The 20,942-nt window shown below is 62.1% G+C and carries 22 protein-coding genes; 13 read left to right on the top strand and 9 right to left on the bottom strand.

Translation table 11 applies throughout. The annotated features are described in order from the left end of the window. The first annotated feature begins 5 nt into the window (after nucleotides 1–5). Together A7G45_RS24860 and A7G45_RS24855 are read left to right on the top strand one after the other, a co-directional pair. Complete coding sequence (locus A7G45_RS24860; protein WP_377042128.1) at nucleotides 6–599, top strand: hypothetical protein; 594 nt, start codon at nucleotides 6–8, stop codon at nucleotides 597–599. A 211-nt stretch (nucleotides 600–810) separates the two neighbouring features. Then, a complete protein-coding gene (locus A7G45_RS24855; RefSeq protein ID WP_043400440.1) occupies nucleotides 811–1,134 on the top strand; it encodes a CD225/dispanin family protein in 324 nt (107 codons plus the stop codon). 154 nt (nucleotides 1,135–1,288) lie between these two features. Here the strand turns inward: A7G45_RS24855 and A7G45_RS24850 are convergent, their stop codons facing one another. Both A7G45_RS24850 and A7G45_RS24845 read right to left on the bottom strand, forming a co-directional pair. Next, nucleotides 1,289–1,885: a fascin domain-containing protein gene (locus tag A7G45_RS24850; protein ID WP_260940916.1), complete on the bottom strand. Its 597-nt coding sequence runs from the start codon at nucleotides 1,883–1,885 to the stop codon at nucleotides 1,289–1,291. Nucleotides 1,886–2,005: 120 nt separating this feature from the next. After that, nucleotides 2,006–4,090 carry an FUSC family protein gene (locus A7G45_RS24845; protein WP_377042127.1) on the bottom strand — a complete coding sequence of 695 codons (2,085 nt, stop codon included), beginning with the start codon at nucleotides 4,088–4,090 and terminating at the stop codon, nucleotides 2,006–2,008. 165 nt (nucleotides 4,091–4,255) lie between these two features. On the opposite strand from A7G45_RS24845, the gene A7G45_RS24840 reads away from it, so the two are divergent. The 8 genes from A7G45_RS24840 to A7G45_RS24805 all read left to right on the top strand — a co-directional run bounded on the left by A7G45_RS24840 (nucleotide 4,256) and on the right by A7G45_RS24805 (nucleotide 10,799). Next, nucleotides 4,256–4,618 (top strand): hypothetical protein, encoded by a 363-nt coding sequence (locus tag A7G45_RS24840; RefSeq protein ID WP_260940914.1) that lies wholly within the window; start codon nucleotides 4,256–4,258, stop codon nucleotides 4,616–4,618. A gap of 192 nt (nucleotides 4,619–4,810) precedes the next feature. Next, nucleotides 4,811–5,755, top strand: coding sequence for a hypothetical protein (locus A7G45_RS24835; protein ID WP_260940913.1), 945 nt, complete (start codon nucleotides 4,811–4,813; stop codon nucleotides 5,753–5,755). Between the two features lie 516 nt (nucleotides 5,756–6,271). Further along, the gene (locus A7G45_RS24830) at nucleotides 6,272–7,171 is read left to right on the top strand and encodes a hypothetical protein (RefSeq protein WP_260940912.1); all 900 of its coding nucleotides are present in this window, start codon (nucleotides 6,272–6,274) and stop codon (nucleotides 7,169–7,171) included. 5 nt (nucleotides 7,172–7,176) lie between these two features. After that, entirely contained in the window at nucleotides 7,177–7,629 is a 453-nt protein-coding gene (locus A7G45_RS24825; protein ID WP_260940911.1) for a hypothetical protein, read from the top strand. Between the two features lie 31 nt (nucleotides 7,630–7,660). Beyond that, nucleotides 7,661–7,978 carry a transposase gene (locus A7G45_RS24820; RefSeq protein WP_260932170.1) on the top strand — a complete coding sequence of 106 codons (318 nt, stop codon included), beginning with the start codon at nucleotides 7,661–7,663 and terminating at the stop codon, nucleotides 7,976–7,978. Then, nucleotides 7,975–8,868: an IS3 family transposase gene (locus A7G45_RS24815; RefSeq protein WP_260932168.1), complete on the top strand. Its 894-nt coding sequence runs from the start codon at nucleotides 7,975–7,977 to the stop codon at nucleotides 8,866–8,868. Before A7G45_RS24820 ends, A7G45_RS24815 begins: the two co-directional genes overlap by 4 nt. 57 nt (nucleotides 8,869–8,925) lie before the next feature. Further along, nucleotides 8,926–9,477, top strand: a complete 552-nt coding sequence (locus A7G45_RS24810) for a hypothetical protein (RefSeq protein WP_260940910.1) — start codon at nucleotides 8,926–8,928, stop codon at nucleotides 9,475–9,477. Between the two features lie 51 nt (nucleotides 9,478–9,528). Then, nucleotides 9,529–10,799 (top strand): IS3 family transposase gene (locus tag A7G45_RS24805; RefSeq protein ID WP_260932028.1). Its coding sequence is split into 2 segments (ribosomal slippage): nucleotides 9,529–9,802 and nucleotides 9,802–10,799, totalling 1,272 coding nucleotides; the frame shifts between segments, so codons are not numbered across the junction. Nucleotides 10,800–10,997: 198 nt separating this feature from the next. Here A7G45_RS24805 and A7G45_RS24800 read toward each other — a convergent pair. From A7G45_RS24800 to A7G45_RS24770, 7 genes are all read right to left on the bottom strand, one after another. Next, a complete protein-coding gene (locus A7G45_RS24800; protein WP_260940909.1) occupies nucleotides 10,998–12,461 on the bottom strand; it encodes a tyrosine-type recombinase/integrase in 1,464 nt (487 codons plus the stop codon). A 1-nt stretch (nucleotide 12,462) separates the two neighbouring features. Further along, complete coding sequence (locus A7G45_RS32590; RefSeq protein ID WP_260940908.1) at nucleotides 12,463–13,104, bottom strand: recombinase family protein; 642 nt, start codon at nucleotides 13,102–13,104, stop codon at nucleotides 12,463–12,465. 133 nt (nucleotides 13,105–13,237) lie between these two features. Next, the gene (locus A7G45_RS24790; RefSeq protein ID WP_260940906.1) at nucleotides 13,238–14,167 is read right to left on the bottom strand and encodes a hypothetical protein; all 930 of its coding nucleotides are present in this window, start codon (nucleotides 14,165–14,167) and stop codon (nucleotides 13,238–13,240) included. A 207-nt stretch (nucleotides 14,168–14,374) separates the two neighbouring features. Then, nucleotides 14,375–15,733: a DNA primase family protein gene (locus tag A7G45_RS24785; RefSeq protein WP_260940904.1), complete on the bottom strand. Its 1,359-nt coding sequence runs from the start codon at nucleotides 15,731–15,733 to the stop codon at nucleotides 14,375–14,377. A gap of 65 nt (nucleotides 15,734–15,798) precedes the next feature. Beyond that, nucleotides 15,799–16,836 (bottom strand): bifunctional DNA primase/polymerase, encoded by a 1,038-nt coding sequence (locus A7G45_RS24780; RefSeq protein ID WP_260940902.1) that lies wholly within the window; start codon nucleotides 16,834–16,836, stop codon nucleotides 15,799–15,801. Nucleotides 16,837–16,958: 122 nt separating this feature from the next. Beyond that, nucleotides 16,959–17,510: a hypothetical protein gene (locus A7G45_RS24775; RefSeq protein WP_260940900.1), complete on the bottom strand. Its 552-nt coding sequence runs from the start codon at nucleotides 17,508–17,510 to the stop codon at nucleotides 16,959–16,961. A gap of 4 nt (nucleotides 17,511–17,514) precedes the next feature. Then, nucleotides 17,515–17,712 (bottom strand): DNA-binding protein, encoded by a 198-nt coding sequence (locus A7G45_RS24770; protein ID WP_260940898.1) that lies wholly within the window; start codon nucleotides 17,710–17,712, stop codon nucleotides 17,515–17,517. A gap of 359 nt (nucleotides 17,713–18,071) precedes the next feature. On the opposite strand from A7G45_RS24770, the gene A7G45_RS24765 reads away from it, so the two are divergent. The 3 genes from A7G45_RS24765 to A7G45_RS24755 all read left to right on the top strand — a co-directional run bounded on the left by A7G45_RS24765 (nucleotide 18,072) and on the right by A7G45_RS24755 (nucleotide 20,550). After that, nucleotides 18,072–18,389, top strand: coding sequence for a transposase (locus tag A7G45_RS24765; protein WP_260932170.1), 318 nt, complete (start codon nucleotides 18,072–18,074; stop codon nucleotides 18,387–18,389). Further along, a complete protein-coding gene (locus A7G45_RS24760) occupies nucleotides 18,386–19,279 on the top strand; it encodes an IS3 family transposase (RefSeq protein WP_260932168.1) in 894 nt (297 codons plus the stop codon). The genes A7G45_RS24765 and A7G45_RS24760 overlap by 4 nt, the downstream gene beginning before the upstream one ends. Nucleotides 19,280–19,341: 62 nt before the next feature. Beyond that, nucleotides 19,342–20,550, top strand: a complete 1,209-nt coding sequence (locus A7G45_RS24755) for a hypothetical protein (RefSeq protein ID WP_260940896.1) — start codon at nucleotides 19,342–19,344, stop codon at nucleotides 20,548–20,550. The last annotated feature ends 392 nt before the right edge of the window (nucleotides 20,551–20,942 follow it).

The raw sequence follows: 20,942 nt of genomic DNA, 5'->3' as shown, positions 1-20,942 counted from the left end.
CACGTATGACGGTCGCCGTGGCGGCCAGTATTGCGCTGGTCGCAGCGATGAGCGGTTGCAGCAAGGATTCCGCGCCTCCGGCCGCCTCGAAATCTGCATCGTCGTCGTCCAGCGCCAGCACGTCGGCGACCAGCGCTGCTCCGGCCCAGCCCGCCGACTACACCGCGTTGCTCATCAAGGGCACCGATCTGGTTGCGCCGGAGGTGTTCACCGCGGGCGAAGCGACGCAGAACCCCAGCGGTAACCCCGGCGTCGCGACCGCGTTCAGCAACCCCGACGGCACCCACGTCGTCGGCGACACCATCCTGATCCTGCCGGATCCCGCCGCCGCCACCGCCGCGCTCGAGGCAGCCAAAGCCGGGCTCGGTACCAATGTCGTCGGCGGTGCACCTGCGCCGATCGAGGCCGGCACCGGCGGCACCACGGTGTCGGGGAACTCGCCCGATGGCTCCAAATCGGTGACCGTCGTGCTGTTCACTGAGGGCAAGGCGTTCGTCACCCTGGAATTCGACGGTCCCAAGGACGCCGACGCACCGCCCGATTTCGTCAAGGACGTCGCGCAGAAGCAGGCCGCGGCCATCAAGAGTGGGCTGCACTGACGACGGTCGTCCAATCCATCCAGTAGCCGCAGCCGGCTGCTCACCGCCCCAATGTTGGGATCGGTAGCCGCGTCGCTGTTGTGTCCTTGCTCTGTAGGCGTCCCAAACGGATTCCAATCGGTGCGCCGTAGCGTCCCGAAACGGTCGATGCTGACCGCGTCCAACAGACGGGTCTCCTACCGAGTAGTGACCAGAACAGAGAAAGGCTGCAATGACTGAGATACCGCCAGGGAATTACCCTCCGCCGCCGGCCGGCGGCCTCCCGCCCGCAGGCGGACCGCCCAACAACAACCTGGTGCTGGGCATCCTCGTCACCATTTTCTGCTGCCTGCCCTTCGGCATCGTGTCCATCGTCAAGGCGACTCAGGTCTCGGGCCTGTGGGCCCAGGGTCAGCCCCAGGCGGCGCAGGCAGCCGCTGACGAGGCCAAGAAATGGGCGACGTGGGGTGCGATCGCCGGCGCCGTGGTGCTCGTGATCTACCTGGTGTTCACCTTCGTGATCGGCGCAGCTTCGTACGGGGCAGCCTTTACCTGATGTCACTCGGCGGTGGCCGCCAACACCCGCAGGGGTGTTGGCGGTTCACCGTCGAGGGGATGCGCTGACAGCGTTGGGCGACAACGGATTACCGCAGGCCGCAGGTCTGACCTGCGGCCTGCGGCCATCTGCCGCTTGATATCGCGGCGTGCGCTCAGCTTCCGCAGTGGATGTGGAACTGCTCCCAGCCGTTGGCCACGGTCGCATCGGAATGGATGGTGTCGGTGGTCCGTCCGCCACCGCCCACGGCGGTGAGAAAGTGCCCGTCGATGGTGCCGATCGAATACACGGCCTGGCCGCCCGGAGCCGACGGAAGCTTCGTGACGGTGAACTTCTCCCACGCCTGCAGCTGCGTGGCGTCGGAGTGGATGACGTCGGTGGTCCGTCCGCCACCGCCGACGGCAGTCAGGTAATGCCCATCAAAGGCTCGGATGCCGTAGTGGGTTCCGTCACCGGCGTCGACGAGCGCAAAGGTCTCCCAAGTCCCGACCCGCACTGCATCCGTGTGCATTACGTCGAATGACGGTTGGCCGAGCCCCGTCAACCCACCGCTGTTGACTGCCGTCACATAGTGCCCATTGGCGGTCTTGAAAGTGCAGTTGGTCTTTGTTGGGGTAGCCGCCGAGGCCACACCGGACAGGCTCACGGCCATGACAGCCATCGCCGAAACGCCGGCGGCGGCGAGCAGTCGCCGGTGCTTACGCGCAGACGTCGACTTCGGTGCGGACTGGGGGTTGATATCGGCGATCATGAAGTGCTCCTTCGATGTGATCGGGGCCCTGGTTGGCCCCTTACACAGGTAGGAGTGCCGCGTCCCGCAGGAGGGGACACTTTTTACGAATTGATCTTTGAGGGCTGCAACACGCCGGCATCACACCCGAACAGTCACCTCGGTCAGGGCACGGTCGATGACATTGAGTGCGCGGATGGCCGCCCGCACCGGTCCTGGCCGCATCTCCGGCAGGCCGACATCGAAAAGAGCTGCATCGCTGCGCTTTTCTGTCGGGGTGACGTCGTCACCGGCAATCAATGTCCGGATCCCGGCCACCGCGGTGCCGGCGCGCGCCACCGCCTGATGGAGAGCTTCGTCGGCGCCCTCGGGAGCCGGACCGATATGTGACGCAGCGACCCCCGTGCGAGCCAGAGCGTGCGCGGAGCGATTGGCGACCTGCAACCCCAGCATCAGGCGCCGGACCCCATGCCGTAGCTCCGAGAACGGGCCCATCTGAAGCGGTTTGCCGGCCGTGACGGCTTCCTTCAATGCGTTGTCCAGCCGGCGGGTATCGGCGACGAGGTCGTCGGCGGCGTCCGCGGTGAGCACCGCCGTGGCAGCCGTATCGATCACCTGCTCCATCCCGTCGAGGTAGGCATTGACCTTTTCGGCGAACGTGGCCCGGGTTTTGGTCGAGAAGACGAAATACGCCGACGCGATTCCCACCAGGCTGCCCACGGCTGTTTCGGCGATCCGTACCTCGAGTACCTGAGCGCTGAAGTTGCCGAGTAGCCCATACAACATCGCCAGCAGGACCGTCACGAAGAAGGTCAACCAGAAGTAGGCGACAGTCGCCAAATAGAACGCGAAGAAGACGCAGACCACCAGGACGACGATCTGCAGTCCCGGATTCCGCCCGATCTCGGCCGCGAGCAGCACGCCCGCTACGACGCCGACGACCGTGCCGACGATGCGATGTCCTGCGCGCGAGAGGATCTCGCCGCGCGTCGTGACGCCGGTGAACACCAGGAAGGCCGTGAGCACCGCCCAATACCCGCGATCGGGCGAGACCATGTTGCCCAAAACCGTTGCCGCACTGGTCGCCACGGCCACCTGAATCGCTGCTTTGGTGCTGGGATTCAGTCCGGATGGTGCGTCCTGACCGTCATCGCCGTCGGCCACTGCGGCAGCGATGTCGTCATCGCTGATGCCACGGGCGTTGGTGGTGATGTGATGAATTGCCAAGTGCGCCTGCATCGCCCGGTAGGCGGTGATGGTGGCGACCCCGGCTGATGTCGACAGGTCGGCCTTGTCCGCCGCTGTCGTACCCATCCGACGGGCCTGCCGCAGCTGATCGTCGGTGGGGTTGTTGTCCAGGCAGATCCGGAGCGCGGCAACCGCATCAACCAGACCATCGGGCCATGGCTCGTCCTCGTCCAGCCACCACAGGAACGACGCCGCCTGCTCGAGCATGATCTGCGCCTCGAACACCCGCAGCGCCAAGTCCCTGCTGGTCACGCTGAGCGACTTTGCGGCCTCATGCCGATCCAGCCAGTCATCGATGAGCAGCGCCGTCTCACCGAGTAGGTCGAGTTGGTGCCGCGCGACGTCGACGCTGACCTGACCGCGTTTGGTGGCCACATCCAGCGTCGAGAGCGACGCGGCCCGCAATGCCGACAACAGCCGGCGCGCCTCGACGCGCGGCCGCTCCGGAAACAGCACCACGTGCACCAACAGAGACGCCGCGAGCCCCACCGCGACGGCGATGGCCAGCACCGGAATGTGGTCCACGGGTGTGCGGAGGAACATGACGAAGAAGTACGCGATGAAGGCAACCATCCCCAGCGCGTTTCCGCGCGGGCCGTACCGCCGCCCCCAGACCGCGGCGAAGAGCACGGCGACGAAGCCGACGTCGACGATCTTCCCGTGCGGCGCCAGGAATGCCGCCAATGCCATGGAGCCGATCGCCGGAAAGAACAGCAGCACCGTGGTGATGTTGCGGCTGCGCTGATCGCGGTCTTTGACCGCAGCGGAGGCCTGCATCGCAACCACCGCGCCGAGCATCGCGACCGTGATGGGCTGGCCCGCCGCGTGGGTGAACGCCAGCATGGCGCCGATCGCGACCAGTAGCGAACAGGTAGTAGCCGCCGCGCTGCGCAGCCGGATGCGGCCGGGGTCGGCAGCGTTGAGGACACTCGCTCTACGCACCGCCGCCGATAACTGCACAGGTCGATTCTGCGCCATCGGGCTGCGCGGCACGCTCAGCTCAGCGTGCGTCGCGATGTTGCTTCGCAGAGTTGCCATCCGGCGTAGGTCACCGTCGTGGCACGTCGTAGAGGTGGGCTGACCAGCCGGTTGATCAGTGCGGCCATCGCGTCGCGGCTAGGTCGCGATGAGGAGCCCGGCGGCATGACCCTGCCCAATGTGCGGCTGTGGCTTGGTGGCGAACGCAATCAGCCGCTGGGCGATTCGATCATTCTTCAAGTTCGCTCCGCCGGCCTGCCGTGCGATGTGATCGCGACCGGCGAGATCGACGTGCCACGCCGGGTGCGCAAGCCCCGGACTTTGCATCTGCGGCCCGCCATGGTCGCTTTGCCTCCCTTGCGCAAGGCCGTTCCTGCCGTAGAGGTGCCTCCGATCGCCCAGCGGAAAGCGGCTCGCGCATCGAAGCGAGGCGAATCGATCATCGCTGTGATTGACGTCGAAGCCACCGATAGTCGAGGTAGTTCGGCACGGGTTAAGAGGCGGATATCGCTGAGCCCACAGACGTGAGTGCTCTCAGCTCGGTCGCCGCCGCGACCGGTCGCAGCTAGCAATGCAATTCGAGGCAACTCCGCGGCGGCACCGCAGAGCCTTGGAGGATGCTGTAGCTGGCAGCGTCGCGACTACACGCGCGGTGATTCACCCCACTCAACGTCACTCCTGCTGCTACAGTGCTGGCAAACTTTCAGAGGAGAGCGCCAGGTGAATAGCAAGAGCGCGTCGGATCTAGCACGCAAGCTCGGTACCATCACTTATCTCCTCGCTTGGGCGACGGGATTCATGCTGTTTGCCTGGATCTGCGTGGTGATGTGGGCTGACTCAACCGACCCCAGCGAAGTCGCTACCAGGAACAGCTTTGCCGTCTATTTCTTCCTCACACTTGCTGTTTTTGTGGGTGCGTGGGTGTTCCGGACATACCTTCGCTCGACCGCCAAATCGCTGGCGGAGCAAGAAAAGGCGCAGGCTACAGCAAACCGACAGGCGCAATACCTCCGAGACCAGGAGGCGTCGCGCTTAGCTCAATTGGAGCAGGAACGACAGCTTGAACTCAGACGCATCCAGTCCGCGCACGACAATGCGATTCAGCTGAAGCAGTCGATTCCGGCGTTGCTTCAATCTGTCGATGCCAATTTGAAAATGGCTGACCAGGAGTTTCAGCGAGGAGCTTTCAGCCCCTTCTGGGCAGCGATAGAAGGGGCCACGATGCACCTCGGCGCGATCGCGGAAGCGCTGCAAAAGTTCGAGGTTCTGGTTGCTCAACACAAAGAGGCGAGCTCAACCATTGCGACACGCTTCAATCAGCAGACCCCACCATTTCCCGTGCGACTGCGCGACATATACACAGTCGAGGAAGCACAAGGCTTATCCCAACGAATGGATACGCTTGTTGCTCGCGCACAGACGAACTACCAATTCGCGAGCATCTTCGAGCAGCGACGCACCAGCGCCATCCTCATCGCAGGCTTCCAGAATCTAGGCAGTGCGATCTCGGGTATGACTGCCCGGATAACGAGTCAGTTGATGGATGTTGTGAGTGCGGTCGACTCTGCCGCCAACACCGCGTCCGGTCATAGCAAAGAGGCACTGGACATGCTCGACAACATCCAGAACCGGCGGATGCCATTTGGCTACCAGGGCCAATACTGAGCCGCCGGTCCTAGGCGACGTCACCTCCTGGTTTCGCACCTCGCCGGTACTGCTGCGGGCAGTTGCTGAGTCAAGGATCAACCGAAGTAGCTGTAAAGCATCAGCCGAAACACTGTCAGGCATCACCCGACATCGAAATGTCAGGTATCACCCGACATCGAAATGTCAGGTATCACCCGACGTCGTACAGGCTTTGAGTAGGGCGGGCGGGGCTCGAACCCGCGACCAAGGGATTATGAGCCTCTAGGTGCTGCGCTACAGCAAACCCGCCTTGACGCGGCGACGGCCCCATAGGAGCCAAAACGCCCTGGTCGCCTAACTTTCCAGCTGGAAAATCGGCCATTGCAGGCGCCGTATTGAGATCGCCGCAAATCAGCAAGTTGCGCGCCGACTGCTGACACCGCGCTGACACGGCGTTGTGGACACTGAGCTGATGTGTCACAGCAACAGCCAGAATCGAACAGGTGTTTGATACAATTGCATTGCCAGACCAGTGCATGCGGAAAGCGGTGGACGATGACTGAGGCGGCCGAGGACTATCAGCACCCGAAGTGCTACGCGAATACCCGTGGCGGTTGCTCCACGAAAATCTCCGGCGAACACTATGTGTCTCATGGGCTGATCAAGCTGTACAGCGACGAAGACCCCAACTTCACCGTTCAGCACAAGACAGGCAAGGGTATCGGCCACCCAGTTCAACCGAAAGAGTTCAAAGCCAACATCCTGTGCAAGACGCACAACAACATGTTGCACCCAGCGGACGACGCCGCGTTGGAATTTGCAAAATTCTTGCGCCGCATCGCTTTACAGTACGACGCCGGGGCTGGCGAGTGGGGCGAGGAAGAGGAGATCACCGTCTCCGGCGACGACCTGCAGCGCTGGGTACTGAAAGTGATCCTGAATCACGCTGTGACGGAACATTTTACCGAGCAGCAAGACCAGGAGGTCGGCTTTCCGCCTGAAGCAATTGATCTATTGCTGGATCGAGCGGCATGGCCTTCTACGTGGGGCATGACGGTGCCAGGCACACACAGGGACGAAGGCGTACGGGTTCTTCCATTCCAACCTAAGGACGTCGTCAACAGTCACTGGTGGGACGTTGCACCGTTCGTACACAAGGACAAGACGTGGCTCGGCGGCGGAATCGTCAGTCTGGCCCACGTCAGCTTCGGTCTGACACTGTTCAATCCGGGCCGAGATATGCCGGGATGGGACAACCCTGGCAATCCCCTGCGCGGTTCGTTCCAGCGGCCCGCCAGCATCGCGTGGGAGTTGGAGGGTGTCGAAAAGCGCATCAACTTCGCGTGGGACTACCCCTTGCACCACTATGGCGCTCTGTACCAACTGAGGCCACAGAGCAAGGATGATCGACTGGCCGGCAAACCACCAGTCGGCGAACATTACTGGCTTGAGTAGGATGTATGGGAATTCGTAGGACCCTCAACGACTTCAATCCCTCGACACGCATCGTGTTGGTGCTGTCACTTCTCCTCGGCGTCATGCTGTTGTTCGGGTTCACGCTTACCGACGTGGGGGTAGATCTCACACTGTGGGGTTGGGACCCCAAGCCGCATTGGCTCAAGCAGTACAACGCTGGCTGGTTCCATACCCACGCCTACGTTCCCAACATCTTGGCAGCGCTAACTGGATTCCTGATCGGCGCACCTGTTGCCCTGATCGTGTTGGCTACGTTCACAGTTCAACGCGAAGAACAGGCTGCTCTTGATCGAGTCAACAGGTTGTCACAGGTTGCCTGGTACAACTTCCTGGATGCGGTTATTGCGTTCGATCCAAGAGAAAGGCTCGACGCGGTGCAGAATGCGGCGCCAGCGGTCGAAAGGAGGTTCCCCAGTTTCAGTGGACACCTGAGATAGCGGGACGGTGTCCTGCTGGAAGGATGTCGATATGTCGCGGACGCGTCGGTCGTTCACACCGGAGTTCAAGGTGGAGGCTGCTCGTCGGGTGATTGACAGGGGCCGGCCGGTCTCGGAGGTGGCCCGCGAACTGAACCTGCACGAGAGTCTGCTGGGCAAGTGGGTGCGTCAGGAGAGGGTCCGCGACGGGGTGGCCAGCGATGCCCGCCATGGGCCGCCAGAAGGCGATCTGACGGCCCGTGAACGCGCCGAATTGGTGCGGCTGCGTGCGGAACTGGCCGAGAAGGACCGAGATATCGCCTTCTTGAAAAAAGTATCGGCGTACTTTGCGGCACAGCAACATCGGTGAGTCGGTTTGAGCTCATCGCCGCGGAGTGCGCCGACCACGACATCGCCACACTGACCGAGCTCCTCGACGTCTCACGCTCGGGCTATTACGCCTGGGAAGCACGGCAGCGACGCACCGAACCCACGCCGCGGCAGCAGTGGCGCCGCGATCTCGAGGTCAAGATCCTGGCCCACTGGCAAGAATCCCGACGCACTTACGGTTCACCACGGATCACCGCCGACCTGCACGCCGCTGGGGTCTCGGTGTCGGTCAACACCGTCGCGGCGATCATGGCCGAGATGGGCATCGAAGGCATCAGCCCGCGCACCTTCAAGGTCAAAACCACAGTCGTCGACCCGGCGGCGTCTTTCCCACCCGACCGGGTGGGCCGGGTCTTCGATCAAGGCCGCCTCGATGCGGTATGGACCTCCGACATCACCTATCTGACCTGCGGTGAAGGCGATGCCTACCTGTGCGCGATCCGCGACGAGCACTCGCGACGGGTGCTGGGCTGGTCGGTGGCTGACCACATGCGCACTGAGCTCGTCGAGCAGGCGGTGGACGCGGCGGTGTTCACCCGCGGCGGGTCGGTGGCCGGCACCATCTTGCACTCGGACCGGGGCAGTCAATACACCAGTCACGACTTGGCCACAGTCTGCTCCGATCACGGCCTGCGCCGCTCTATGGGGGCCACCGGCATATGTTGGGACAACGCCGGGTCCGAATCACTGTGGTCGACGGTCAAGCACGAGTACTACAAGCGGCATGCCTTCACAACGTATGCGAATCTTGCTGCGGGACTTGACAATTACCTTCGCTACTACAACCATGACAGGCGGCATAGTTCACTGGGAATGATCTCACCTATCGACTTCGAGATCACCGCACGGATCAATCAGCAATCAAGCTAACCGTGTCCACTTTTTCAGGGGAACCCCAAAACGCTCCACGATTGGGCGTATGAGGTCATGCGCGACTACATCACCCACATTCGCTCACCGCAGAGTGACAATGCGGCACTCCCGGGAAAATTAGCCACGATCCGCGACGTGGCCAGCCAATTTGAGAGCGCATCGCAAGGCCTCATGCTCAGGGTGAAGGATTCACGAACCATTGAGATGGATTGGTCAAAAATAGTCGGAGCATGGAACATCCTGGACCAGTACGTTCGGCTACAGCGGTTGGAGCAAGACCTAGAGTGGTTCGACTCGAGAACTGATACGCAGCTACGCATGTGGATGTCACGACCGAAGAATCCCCTTCAAGAGTTCACCGATATACACGGATTCACTGCCGAATCACAGAGTTCTCCGGACACCATGCAAGATGCGGCAGCTGCCATGCGGAACTATGCGGCGTGCACCGCCGAGGAGCTGTCCGCTTTGTTGGCTTCGAGCAACAGCCATTTCGGCTATTCGAGGATAAACGGCTACAACCAGGCTCACCGGTCGGCGACGTATTTCCTCATCAGCCTGCAAAGCGCGGTCGCTCAAGTTGAAGCCGCAAACTGGCCCGAGTGAATCACCCCGGGTTTGATGCACACCTTCTTTCGAGGGAAGGTAGTTCGCATCATGCCGAAGAAGTACGACGAGGAGTTCAAGGCCCGGGCGGTGCGGTTGGTCGGTGACCATGCCGAGGAGTACGACACCCGTACGGCCTGCATCACCGCGGTGGCCAAGCGGTTGGGGGTGTCCTACGAATCGCTGCGCCGGTGGGTCAACCAGGGCGAGGTCGATACTGGGGTCCGCGAGGGTGTCCCGTCCGATACCGCACGGGCGTTACGGGAGCTCAAACGCAAGAATCGTGAGCTTGAGGAAACTATCGAAATCCTCAAGGCGGCAACAAGTTTCTTCGCGCGGGAGAGCGACCCGCGACGCCGCTGATTTGCGGGTTCATCGCCGAGCATCGTGCTCGGTTCGGGGTCGCTTCGATCTGCCGCGTGCTCTCTGAGCATGGCTGCCAGATCGCCCCGAGAACCTTCTACGCCTGGCTGGCTCGACCGCCGTCGGCGCGGGCCTTGTGGGACACCGTCATCACCGAGGTGCTGGCCGGCTACTACGAGCCCGATGAGCACGGTCGCCGCAAGCCCGAGTCGTTGTACGGCGCGGTCAAGATGTGGGCGCACCTGCAGCGCCACGGCATCACGGTAGCCCGCTGCACAGTGGAACGCTTGATGCGCGCCAACGGCTGGCAGGGCGTGCGCCGGCGCAAGAAGGTCCGCACCACCATCGCCGATCCGGCCGCCGGGCGTGCCCCGGATCTGGTGGACCGCCAATTCCGAGTCCCCGCCCCCAACATGCTGTTGGTGGCTGATTTCACCTACGTGCCGCTGGCCACCGGGGTGTTCGTCTACACCGCATTCGCCATCGACGCGTACGCCGGGCGGATCGTGGGCTGGACCTGCTCGACCAGCAAGGCAGATCTGTTCGTGCGCCAGGCGATCCGGCACGCCGCTGAACTCCGGCGCCGTGAAGGTAACCCATTGTCGGGCAACACTATTCATCACTCCGATGCAGGTTCGCAGTACACATCGGTGCGGTTTGGTGAAACGCTGTTGTTCTCCGGGCTGTTGCCGTCGATCGGATCCGTCGGCGATGCCTTCGACAACGCCTTGGCCGAGACCACCATCGGCCTGTACAAGACCGAAGCTGTCCGTGATGACTCACCGTTTCGGCGAGGGCCACTGAACAGGCTCACCGACGTGGAACTGCTCACCGCCGACTGGGTGCACTGGTACAACACTGACCGGCTCATGCACCGTCTCGGACGCATCCCGCCGATCGAATACGAGACCATCTACTACGCTGCAGCGACAGCCCAATCAGAGGCTGCACACCAATAAAACCGGTGTGCATCAAACCCGGGGCGGTTCAGAGAGTGCTAACAAGCCAGTAGCCACAGATGCCCGCGGGTTCACGAGAACGGGCCTTCGCTGGCTTGGCTCGCTGCGCACACCGGAAGGTTTGGCTCAAGCTGTTGAAGACCTCGAGAGATTCCAGGCCGCAAACCCTCAACCCCCAACCCAGCCCGAATCCGGCGCTTAGTTAGCCTTCCGGTGTAGCGGCACAACATTTCCCGTCGTTGCAACGGGCCGGGACAGCTTGGGCGCCACCAGTTCGTCCTCATTGATGTAGTCCGCGTAGGTAGTGAGCGTGAGCACATAGCTGCTGTGGCCGAGCCACTTGCTCACCTGCATGTAGTGCTCTCCAGCGCTCAGGGTCAACGTGGCGAACGTATGTCGCAGATCGTGGAACCGGACAGCTCCCAGGCCCAGGGCTTTCGTCGCGGGCTGAAAGTAGTTGTGGTACAGGTTGTCCACTACGATCGGATTCGCCCAATCGAAGTCCGCCACAGCCGCTGCCGCCTTACCGGCCCTTGTGAGCTTGGCCGGGAACAGCGGTGCGTGCCCGATACGCCTCCTACGCTTTCCACCCGTGCCCGTGGCCGTGGACATGCCCGAGAACGGATGCACCTCAGTCAGATAGCGCCTCATGTCGTCTGCCAACCAGGGCGGGAGGGGAACGACACGGCCCGTTGATGCGTCACTTTTTGGAGTGCCGTACACCCACGTCAGCTCAGCACCTTCAGCGCTTCGCCTCTTGGTGGCTGTGCGCTGAATCTGGACGCTACCCACAGTTCCCGGGACTTCGCTCAGCGTGAGGTCATCCAGCTGCAGACCCTGCAGCTCAGCGGCCCGAACGCCCGTATAAGCGGCGAACAGCACTGCCAGCGCGTAGACCGGATTGGCGCGGCCCTGGTTGTCGACGGTGCCGCGCTCAGGCTCCCGAGCGATCCAGTCGTGTACAGCTGCTACCTCGTTGGCACTCAACGGGCGGTGCTTGAATGGGGCCTTACTGCCTTCGGCTGCTCGGCGACGCTTGGTGGTATGCCGACGACCGGGCACCACGGGATTGCCGGCAATGGCCTGATCGTCCACCGCGACATCGAGAATCCGCTTGAGCGTTCCGACGATGTGTTTCACCGTCTTCGGTGAACGCGTGACAAGCACTGCCGCCGTGGGTGAGGTGGACGGCTTCTTTCGTGGTACTCCCCTGGTGACAAAGCTTCGCTGCTCATGTGGCGCTAACAGCTCAGCGCGGAACCGGGCCACGTCAGCCGTGGTGATCGCAGCTACGGGTCGCTGACCAAACGGCTTGGCGATGTGCCGCTGGTAGATGTCTGCGTACCACTGGATAGTGCCGTCGTCGATGGTGCCTGCCAGGCTGTCCAGGTATTGCTTGGCATACTCCCCTAGTGGCCGATTGGCTTTCGCCTTCTGGGATGACGGATCAATGCCCCTTGCGCCCTCCAGGGCTTCCTCGACCTTGCGCTGGCAGGTTTTCGCCTTACGCTCAGTAGGGAAAGTTTCGCTGGTCTGCTTGTACTTGCCGGTTGGCGCGCCGAACTCATCCCGCACAGGCTCTCGCCAGACAACCTGGTAGCTGATGATGGCGTTGCCGAACTTGTCGAGCTTTCCAGTCTCGCGCTTCCTGATGTAAGCCATGTCAGGCCACGCCCTCTCGTGCCAGCACGTCGCGCACGGTGCTGTAGCTCCATGAGTTGCTACGAGGGGCGCCAATGCGGGCCTGGTCCAGAGCCTTCGCGATGGCCTTGGTGCCCATACCGGAGTCGCGGAGCTGAACGATGCGAGCAACGGTGTCGCGGTCGATTGTCGACGGCTTGCCGAGCTGCTTACCGGCCTGTCGAGCACGGATCAGGCCTTGCTTGGTGCGCTTGCTGATCAGCTCACGTTCTTCCTCTGCGACAAGGAGTCTGGCGTGCGCGGTCAGTTGCGACACTGTGTTGCTATCGGTTCCGTCTAGGCCCACGATGCGCCAGCCTTCGGCCTTTGCGTCAGCCACCAGCTTCGCTCCATCGGCCATGCTGCGGCTGGAGCGGTCAAGAGTGTTGACTACCAACACATTCGCGACGCCCGAGCGAATCGCGCCAATTGCGGCTATGCGTCCGTACAACTTATCGCTCTTCTTTCCGCTCATCACGTCGGGAATCAGCGCGACCAGCTCCAGCCCGTTGACCTCGCAGTATCGGGTGATCTGTTCCCGCTGCGCCTCTAGGCTGTAACCACTGTCGGCCTGCCTGCTTGTCGAAACTCGGATGTACCCAATGGCTTTCGGTTTCGCGTTCACGTCTTCACGCTCACTTCCTGGTGTCGGTTGTGGCGGGTGTCGGGCGACATCCACCTCAGCCACTACTTATAGCCGACCCGATACAAAGGCGGGTACAAACATGTATCTCGTTGTCTGCCTATCGCTTACGCGTCTACACGTCGTACGGATTGCGGTATCGCTTGTGCGGGCTCTCCAGCTCCTTGGGTGGTCGCAGCGCCCCGATAGCGATCTGTTTGCGCACCAAGCGGGCATGCTCGGCCAACGCTGCCTCACCGACGAGACCTGGATGCTGGCGAGTTCCACTACCTGAGGTGGGCGCTCCGGCATCCTGAGGCTGTCGCTCGCGGTCGATGTCGTCGCCCCCGGCCAGTCGTGCCGATGCGTCGCCCTCAGTGCGTTGTCCGGCTGGAGAGCTTGACGCGAACTGCCCTGTGGCATCAGAGCCCAGTCCCGTCCTGTTTGCGCTGCGCCTAAGTGCCTCTAGGCTTTCCGCGCTCGCAGCGTTCGGATGACCGCTCTCCACTGCTCCCCGCCCCGGTTGCCTGGTGCTGTCATGCATTGGGCCAGCCATGGCGGGAGGGAGCGACTGTTCGGCGTCGTAATCCCTAGTGGGACTACCGCCGATCGCGTCAAAGATCTCTTCCCACGGCTTGGGCTCGATTGGACCTACCTCGACAGTCGCAGTAGGCCTGCCCATGGAGCGATCCAGCGCATCCTTGATCGCCTTCAGCCGCGTCTCCGCAGGCAAGCTGTCGTCAATCGCGATGCCTAGCAGCTTCTGAGCCATCAGGTCAGCGGCGTTGTCCAGTCTCGCCTTGGCAGCTCTACGCACATGCCCAGAAGCGCCGCCATGTACGCGGCACACCGTTGCGCCCTCGATGGCGAACTTGCGGCACCTGTCTCCGTTCTTCTTGTGTGCCACGCATCTACGCTCGGGCCTGTTGTCCAGCAGCGTGTCCTGCCGGTTCGGCAGTTTGATTGGTTCGCAGTTCGATAGCTCTTCTGCAACAGCTGCGAAAGCTGGAAGATTCGGCAGCTCAACGATTTCAGCGTCGACAATCTCGGATTCGTTCTCACTCATAGCCATTGGTCCTGTTCGCACTGCTGCGCTGTATCGCGCTGGGTTGGATTGGTTTCGGATTGCGCGCATTTGCACAGGTCAGAGTGTTTTCTCCGGCAAAAAACATGCCCTGACCTCGAAAAAGGAGAAAATGGACATCCCGTCAGACCTTTTTCAAATTTCCTATATAGGGCAAGAACCCGCGAACCATCCGTTTTCTCCTTTTGCCTAGTCAGAGGCATTTTCGGGCGCGGCATCGGCGCGGTGCACCTGCCGCAACCTGCCCCTCAACGCGATGCCCTGGCGCAGCTTGTCTCCTCCGGCCTCGCGCTTGAAGCCGCTGCCGTCCATGTACTTGCCGAACGCCCTGGCTCCGTAGGGCCGCTCGATGCCTTCCCTCTCGCACCACGTGCGGTACTCGGCCAGCAGCGCAGGGTTGCTCTCAGTCAGGTGAGCAGCTTCTTCGCAGCAGTCCCGGCGAAACTGCAGCAGTTCGTCATTGGCCTCGTAGTAGGCCGTGGTCGCGTGCCGCACGGCCTCTGGCACATCTGCCAGGCCCTGTTTCTGGTACCGGACATAGCCTCTCAGCAAGAAGTCGATCACGGCGTCGGCGTCGCCCGCCAGCCGAGAGCTCAAGCCCACATCGGCCGAGTTGGGATCGTTGGGGTCGGGGTCCGGAAGACGAACATTGAACGGAATCACCACGATCCGACGCCACGATGCCTTGTCGTCGCCGCTGACCTTCGGGCCGTGGTTGGTCATCAAGGTGAGGCTGTGTGTGGGCTCCCACGACACGCGTTTCTCGTACAGGTCGCGACCGGTGAGGGTGCCACCACCAGACAGGCTCTTCATCTTGGCCTCGTCGATGCGCTCGCCGCGATTGGTCTCGTCGATGGACACGTACCGCTTTCGGAACAGCACCATGTTGTCCGACGAGTGGCTGAACTTGGTCTCCATCACCAACTCGCGGGGCGCGATGCTGGCGTAGTCGCCCAGCGCGTACCGGATCGCACCGTCCAGCACCGTCTTGCCGTTGTTGCCCAGCTCGCCCAACCAGATCACGAAGCGGTCTTCACGGTGCTCTCCGAGCAGGGCACTGCCGGCAACACGCCCTAGGTACTCAAGGGTGTTCTCGTCGGGCTGGATGCGCTCGATCATCTGCCGGAAGTGTTCGCTTGTCCTGTACGCGTTCTTCCGATACCGGCCACGCGTGATGTGGGTCAGTAGGTCGTCCGGGTTGTGCGCGCGAACCTTGTTCTCTCGCAAGTCGATAGTTCCGCCCGGTGTGTTTAGCAACCACGGTTTCGCGTCGAAGTCCTCGATGCGTGCCGAGAAGCCCGGCAGCTTGGACGCGATCTTGAGCACGCCAGATATGCCGCCCGAGGTGTGGCACCGCTGGATGTCGTCTTTGAGCTGCTGATCACCGAACGCCGACGGCCAAAGCTCCTCCAGCAGTTCGACAAGTAACTGCTGGATGCGGCTCTCGTTGTGGTCCAGTTGCCAAACCATGCCGTCGTACCAGTGCCATCCGCGCTTGGTGATGAACCTGTGCAGCCCAGCAGATTTGGTCTCCAGGCGGCCCGCCATGCGAAGGTCTCGTGTCGCTGCTAGATCGTTGACACTGGGTTGGCGCTGGGTGTCGTTCACCGTGGTCACTGGTTGTTCTCTTCCTTGCTCACAAAGTCTCTGTCCCACTTGGCCCGTAGCGCTGCCTCCGGCGTATCTCGCACCGCCCCCACCGCGTACCGCTGGAGGGCTGCGAACTCGGCCAGGTCCAGCTGCCTGTCGCGTTTGGCGTACCGTTTCTCGGCCCACAGCTGTATCTGCTCCACGGCGTTCCACCAGCTGTACCGGCCGCCCTTGGCTTCGCGAGCTGCCCAGCACAGCGCGTCTCGCACCGCGTTGCGAACGCTGTCGGCATTGGCTGCCTTGGCACGACGGATCAAATGCGGCACCATGTCGGGCTGAGGCCCGCTGTCGTAGGCCAGCTCGAACCGTGCCACTTCGGCGCTATCGGCTTCCCGCCCCCTCCCCGCCACGGCTGCTTGGGGCAGTCCTTCCAGATACGTTTGGGGCAACTGCGGAAGGTCTTCGACAAGCGGCAGGACACCTGTGGCGCTGCACAGTCCGTTGGGCATGTACAGCTGGTACGGCCTGCCGGTGTGGTGCCAACTCGGCGGGGCGACGAGGTAGCGGTGATGTCTGTCTAGGAACTCCACGCCGCCGTTGGGAGGCTCTTTCGGGTAGAAATCGTTCGGCACCCGGAACAGGTAGATGCCGCTGATGCCGTCCACGCGAGCGCTGACGCGGTACGTTGCCGGCAACGGCCCGAACTGCGATCTCCAGCGATCTAGTGTTTCAGCGCCGCTGCGCCCGTCGTACGCGTCCACGTCGATACCGAGCACGCCGAGAGGGCACCGAACGCCAAGGGACAGTACGCCGGGGTCTGCGCCTTTCTTGATCTGCCGGGCCACCGAATGCACCAGGCGCTCGAATTCCTCGGGTGTTGCGTCGACGCCGTTGTAGCCGTGTCGACCCTTGCGCCACGGGAGTTTGAGTCTGCCTTTGTGTTCCTTGCCTACTGGGAACTGGCCGACCCAACCATTGACGCCGTTATCCTCAGCCTGCCTGAGAATCCTTCCAACAGAGACACTTTCGCCCGCGACACAGGCCGGTGAATCCGCTACCATTGCAACTACTTTCGTTGTGTTCCACTCAGGGCCGTTCTCTCGTCAAAAGTTGGACGGCCCTGAGTTGCATCCGTGTTCTCTCGCCCTGATCGGCGTATCTGTGTGGTCTAGGTTGCTGCCGGTCAGGACGGGCTGCGTCTGCTGCCTTTGGGATTCGTAGCCGCTCTGGGATCGCCCGGCTCGACCTCGTACAGCGTGTAACCGCGGACGTAGTAATCGGTGTCAGCCTCCACGCAATGCGAGCTGCGGTGACCGTCACCGCTACCGGTTGGGCACGTGCAGATGCCGCCCAAGGCCGGGGCGTGCTTTCCAGCTTTGATGGCATCAAACCGGTCACTCTGGGTCACGTAGGTGCAGCTCGTCAGCTGCGCCAGGTGGAACTTCCACAGCCATTGGGGCATTACGGAGTCCTGGGTGGGCACCCAATCGGCGTCACTGCTCCCGATGTGCCTACCGTGGGTGTGTTTCCGTTTGCAGTGTTTGCACCAAAACTGGAGCTGCGAACCGTCTTTGGTCCGAGTCGCAAAGACGACGGGATACCGCAGCTCGAAATCGAGCTTGTCCGCCAGTTCGCCAATCAGGTGAAGGTCGTACTCACCCAACGGCGGCAAACCTAGCTGCTCCTGTACCGCTGCCAATCGATCTTCAGTGGTGTTGTATTCCACGGTCAGCACTTCCTTACAATGCCTCGACGAGTTGATCCAGACTCTTGCGCGACCAAAAAGCCTGCCTGCCAGAAATTCTGGGCTTCGCGAGTTTTCCGGTCTTATAGGCGTGGGTCTTGATCGTGCTGGCCGTGGTGGCAGTCAGCCCCAGGCTTCGCAGGTATTCCACGGCCTCATCCGTGGTCAGATAGGGTTTCGGCAGTCGACTCATCTCAGTGATCGCCTTTCGGATTCATTGACGAATAGTTCAGCGAGCCAACGAGATTGGTTCGTTTGCGGTTGAACTATAAGCAACTCTAGGCGGCGATTCGCGGCGTGTCGCGCTTGTTGGAATTGCGGAATTTTGAAACATGGTGCGCTATAAAGGGTTTTAGAGGCGTGACGAGAGTCTGTAAGCATCCTTAGGTGACTGGCATCGACCCTGGGCAGCTAAAACCGACCGACGCGAAAGCGGGTGTGGGGTCACCTTTCTCCCAAGAGCGGCCCGTTTTCGCGCAATCGGTTGGAGGTTCCCCAGTTTCAGTGGACACCTGAGATAGCGGGACGGTGTCCTGCTGGAAGGATGTCGATATGTCGCGGACGCGTCGGTCGTTCACACCGGAGTTCAAGGTGGAGGCTGCTCGTCGGGTGATTGACAGGGGCCGGCCGGTCTCGGAGGTGGCCCGCGAACTGAACCTGCACGAGAGTCTGCTGGGCAAGTGGGTGCGTCAGGAGAGGGTCCGCGACGGGGTGGCCAGCGATGCCCGCCATGGGCCGCCAGAAGGCGATCTGACGGCCCGTGAACGCGCCGAATTGGTGCGGCTGCGTGCGGAACTGGCCGAGAAGGACCGAGATATCGCCTTCTTGAAAAAAGTATCGGCGTACTTTGCGGCACAGCAACATCGGTGAGTCGGTTTGAGCTCATCGCCGCGGAGTGCGCCGACCACGACATCGCCACACTGACCGAGCTCCTCGACGTCTCACGCTCGGGCTATTACGCCTGGGAAGCACGGCAGCGACGCACCGAACCCACGCCGCGGCAGCAGTGGCGCCGCGATCTCGAGGTCAAGATCCTGGCCCACTGGCAAGAATCCCGACGCACTTACGGTTCACCACGGATCACCGCCGACCTGCACGCCGCTGGGGTCTCGGTGTCGGTCAACACCGTCGCGGCGATCATGGCCGAGATGGGCATCGAAGGCATCAGCCCGCGCACCTTCAAGGTCAAAACCACAGTCGTCGACCCGGCGGCGTCTTTCCCACCCGACCGGGTGGGCCGGGTCTTCGATCAAGGCCGCCTCGATGCGGTATGGACCTCCGACATCACCTATCTGACCTGCGGTGAAGGCGATGCCTACCTGTGCGCGATCCGCGACGAGCACTCGCGACGGGTGCTGGGCTGGTCGGTGGCTGACCACATGCGCACTGAGCTCGTCGAGCAGGCGGTGGACGCGGCGGTGTTCACCCGCGGCGGGTCGGTGGCCGGCACCATCTTGCACTCGGACCGGGGCAGTCAATACACCAGTCACGACTTGGCCACAGTCTGCTCCGATCACGGCCTGCGCCGCTCTATGGGGGCCACCGGCATATGTTGGGACAACGCCGGGTCCGAATCACTGTGGTCGACGGTCAAGCACGAGTACTACAAGCGGCATGCCTTCACAACGTATGCGAATCTTGCTGCGGGACTTGACAATTACCTTCGCTACTACAACCATGACAGGCGGCATAGTTCACTGGGAATGATCTCACCTATCGACTTCGAGATCACCGCACGGATCAATCAGCAATCAAGCTAACCGTGTCCACTTTTTCAGGGGAACCCCAGTTCCCCTAGCCACTCATACGGAGAACTTCGCAAATGACCACCTACACCGCGCCGCGTAGCGCGAACCCCCTCCTTGCCGGCACTGACCCGCTGGCTTCCCTTCTCTCGCTGCCACCGTTTGGCGGTGAGGGCGGCTACAACGACAGTGGCGATGCGCTGCCCCGCGTGACCGAGACAGCGGATGGTGTGGACCTGAACACCATTTGGACCGAGATGCAGCAGGCGCTGGACAAGTGGAACTCCAGCCGAAGCGCCATCGCGGACCTGCTGTCTTATTGGCACACCAGCGCGGCTGACGCTGTGCCCCAAGGCCTCAACGAACAGAGCTTCGAGGAAGCGTCCGAATACGGTGAGCCCGAAGGTCTGCGGCCTCCTGCGGAGCACGCGCTGCTTGGATACACGCTCAAGGACTTTGACCGGGCAGCACGATTGACGTGGCGGGCCTTGCGAGACATGGATGCCCGTCAGGTACGAGCAGTCCACGATGGCGCAATGAACAGTGACAACCGTCTTGTCACCGGGACCATTCTGCAGCGCCTGTTTGACCCCGCGCCTGAAGAGAATGCGACCGGGCACACCTGCTATGGCCTGTGGTCCGGTGACGGCACCGTGCCGCCCCTGTGGAATGGCCGCACGTTCCAGGGCACCCACACGCACTACAAGACCACTGGCGCAGTAGACGTCGACAGCGAAGACCTGCTGGAAGCGTTGAAGGATATTCGAGAACACGGCTACGGTGTGGTCGACTCCGGCCAGGAAATCATTGCACTGGTCAGCGAGCGCGAAAGTGAAGTGATTCAAAGCTTCCGGGCCAACGTCGAGAACAACAACACTGTGGTCTCGAAATGGGACTTTTTGCCCGCGAGCAACCAGCCCAGCTTCATTCTCCAGGGACCGGGTGAGCTGGTCGGCAACCTGCCCGCTGGCGAAATCTTCGGTCTGCCCACGGTCGGCAAGTGGGGTCCGGTGTGGATCGTTGAGACGCAGTTCTGCCCTGACGGGTACTTCGCGATTGTCGCCACCAGCGGGCCGGGCAGCACCAGCAACCCCATCGGTGTCCGCCAGCACACCAACAAGCTGTATCAGGGTCTGCGGCAACTGCCGGGCACCGAAAACGGATACCCTCTGCTCTCGTCCTTTTACTCGCGCACGTTCGGTACCGGCACCCGTCACCGGGGCGCTGCCACCGTGCGTCAGCTGGCCGTGGGCAACACCTACACCGCGCCGTCCATTCCTCGCTAATCCGTCATGCGTGGGAGAAGGTGCGCGTAGTGGGTAAGAACTCATCAAGTTCGGGTTCTCCGTTCGCAGGGGTCAGTGAGTACGACCGTCGCCGGCAAGAGTTGTCGCCGGAGTTGGACTTGGAAGCGTCGGAATACGGTTGGGGTGCTGGCATCACTCCTCGCGGGCTTGAGGATGCTCCGGCCAATGAGGGCGGTCGGTATCACGGGACCACGCCGGAGCCGGACACGCGGATAACCTTCAGCAACGACCGGCGAATGTAAGACCCTAGTGCTACATCGCGATTGGTCCGCCGGTCCCGATCACGATGCAGCACTGGCCATCTCGGGTTTGGGCGCGTTGTTCATTGTCCGGCGCGTTCCAACCCGACCAGCCGCCAGGGCAGTGCATAG

Origin of the sequence: Mycolicibacterium llatzerense, from assembly GCF_025331195.1 — a bacterium.
Taxonomy (GTDB): domain Bacteria; phylum Actinomycetota; class Actinomycetes; order Mycobacteriales; family Mycobacteriaceae; genus Mycobacterium; species Mycobacterium llatzerense.
Note: the sequence above shows the minus strand (reverse complement) of the source record. Positions and strands in the feature narration are given on the sequence as shown.

Coding starts and splice junctions, on each gene's coding strand:
- A7G45_RS24860 (WP_377042128.1), top strand. CDS start 6: ATGACGGTCGCCGTGGCGGCCAGTATTGCGCTGGTCGCAGCGATGAGC.
- A7G45_RS24855 (WP_043400440.1), top strand. CDS start 811: ATGACTGAGATACCGCCAGGGAATTACCCTCCGCCGCCGGCCGGCGGC.
- A7G45_RS24850 (WP_260940916.1), bottom strand. CDS start 1,885: ATGATCGCCGATATCAACCCCCAGTCCGCACCGAAGTCGACGTCTGCG.
- A7G45_RS24845 (WP_377042127.1), bottom strand. CDS start 4,090: ATGGCGCAGAATCGACCTGTGCAGTTATCGGCGGCGGTGCGTAGAGCG.
- A7G45_RS24840 (WP_260940914.1), top strand. CDS start 4,256: ATGACCCTGCCCAATGTGCGGCTGTGGCTTGGTGGCGAACGCAATCAG.
- A7G45_RS24830 (WP_260940912.1), top strand. CDS start 6,272: ATGACTGAGGCGGCCGAGGACTATCAGCACCCGAAGTGCTACGCGAAT.
- A7G45_RS24825 (WP_260940911.1), top strand. CDS start 7,177: ATGGGAATTCGTAGGACCCTCAACGACTTCAATCCCTCGACACGCATC.
- A7G45_RS24820 (WP_260932170.1), top strand. CDS start 7,661: ATGTCGCGGACGCGTCGGTCGTTCACACCGGAGTTCAAGGTGGAGGCT.
- A7G45_RS24810 (WP_260940910.1), top strand. CDS start 8,926: ATGCGCGACTACATCACCCACATTCGCTCACCGCAGAGTGACAATGCG.
- A7G45_RS24800 (WP_260940909.1), bottom strand. CDS start 12,461: ATGGCTTACATCAGGAAGCGCGAGACTGGAAAGCTCGACAAGTTCGGC.
- A7G45_RS24790 (WP_260940906.1), bottom strand. CDS start 14,167: ATGAGTGAGAACGAATCCGAGATTGTCGACGCTGAAATCGTTGAGCTG.
- A7G45_RS24785 (WP_260940904.1), bottom strand. CDS start 15,733: ATGGCGGGCCGCCTGGAGACCAAATCTGCTGGGCTGCACAGGTTCATC.
- A7G45_RS24780 (WP_260940902.1), bottom strand. CDS start 16,836: ATGGTAGCGGATTCACCGGCCTGTGTCGCGGGCGAAAGTGTCTCTGTT.
- A7G45_RS24770 (WP_260940898.1), bottom strand. CDS start 17,712: ATGAGTCGACTGCCGAAACCCTATCTGACCACGGATGAGGCCGTGGAA.
- A7G45_RS24765 (WP_260932170.1), top strand. CDS start 18,072: ATGTCGCGGACGCGTCGGTCGTTCACACCGGAGTTCAAGGTGGAGGCT.
- A7G45_RS24755 (WP_260940896.1), top strand. CDS start 19,342: ATGACCACCTACACCGCGCCGCGTAGCGCGAACCCCCTCCTTGCCGGC.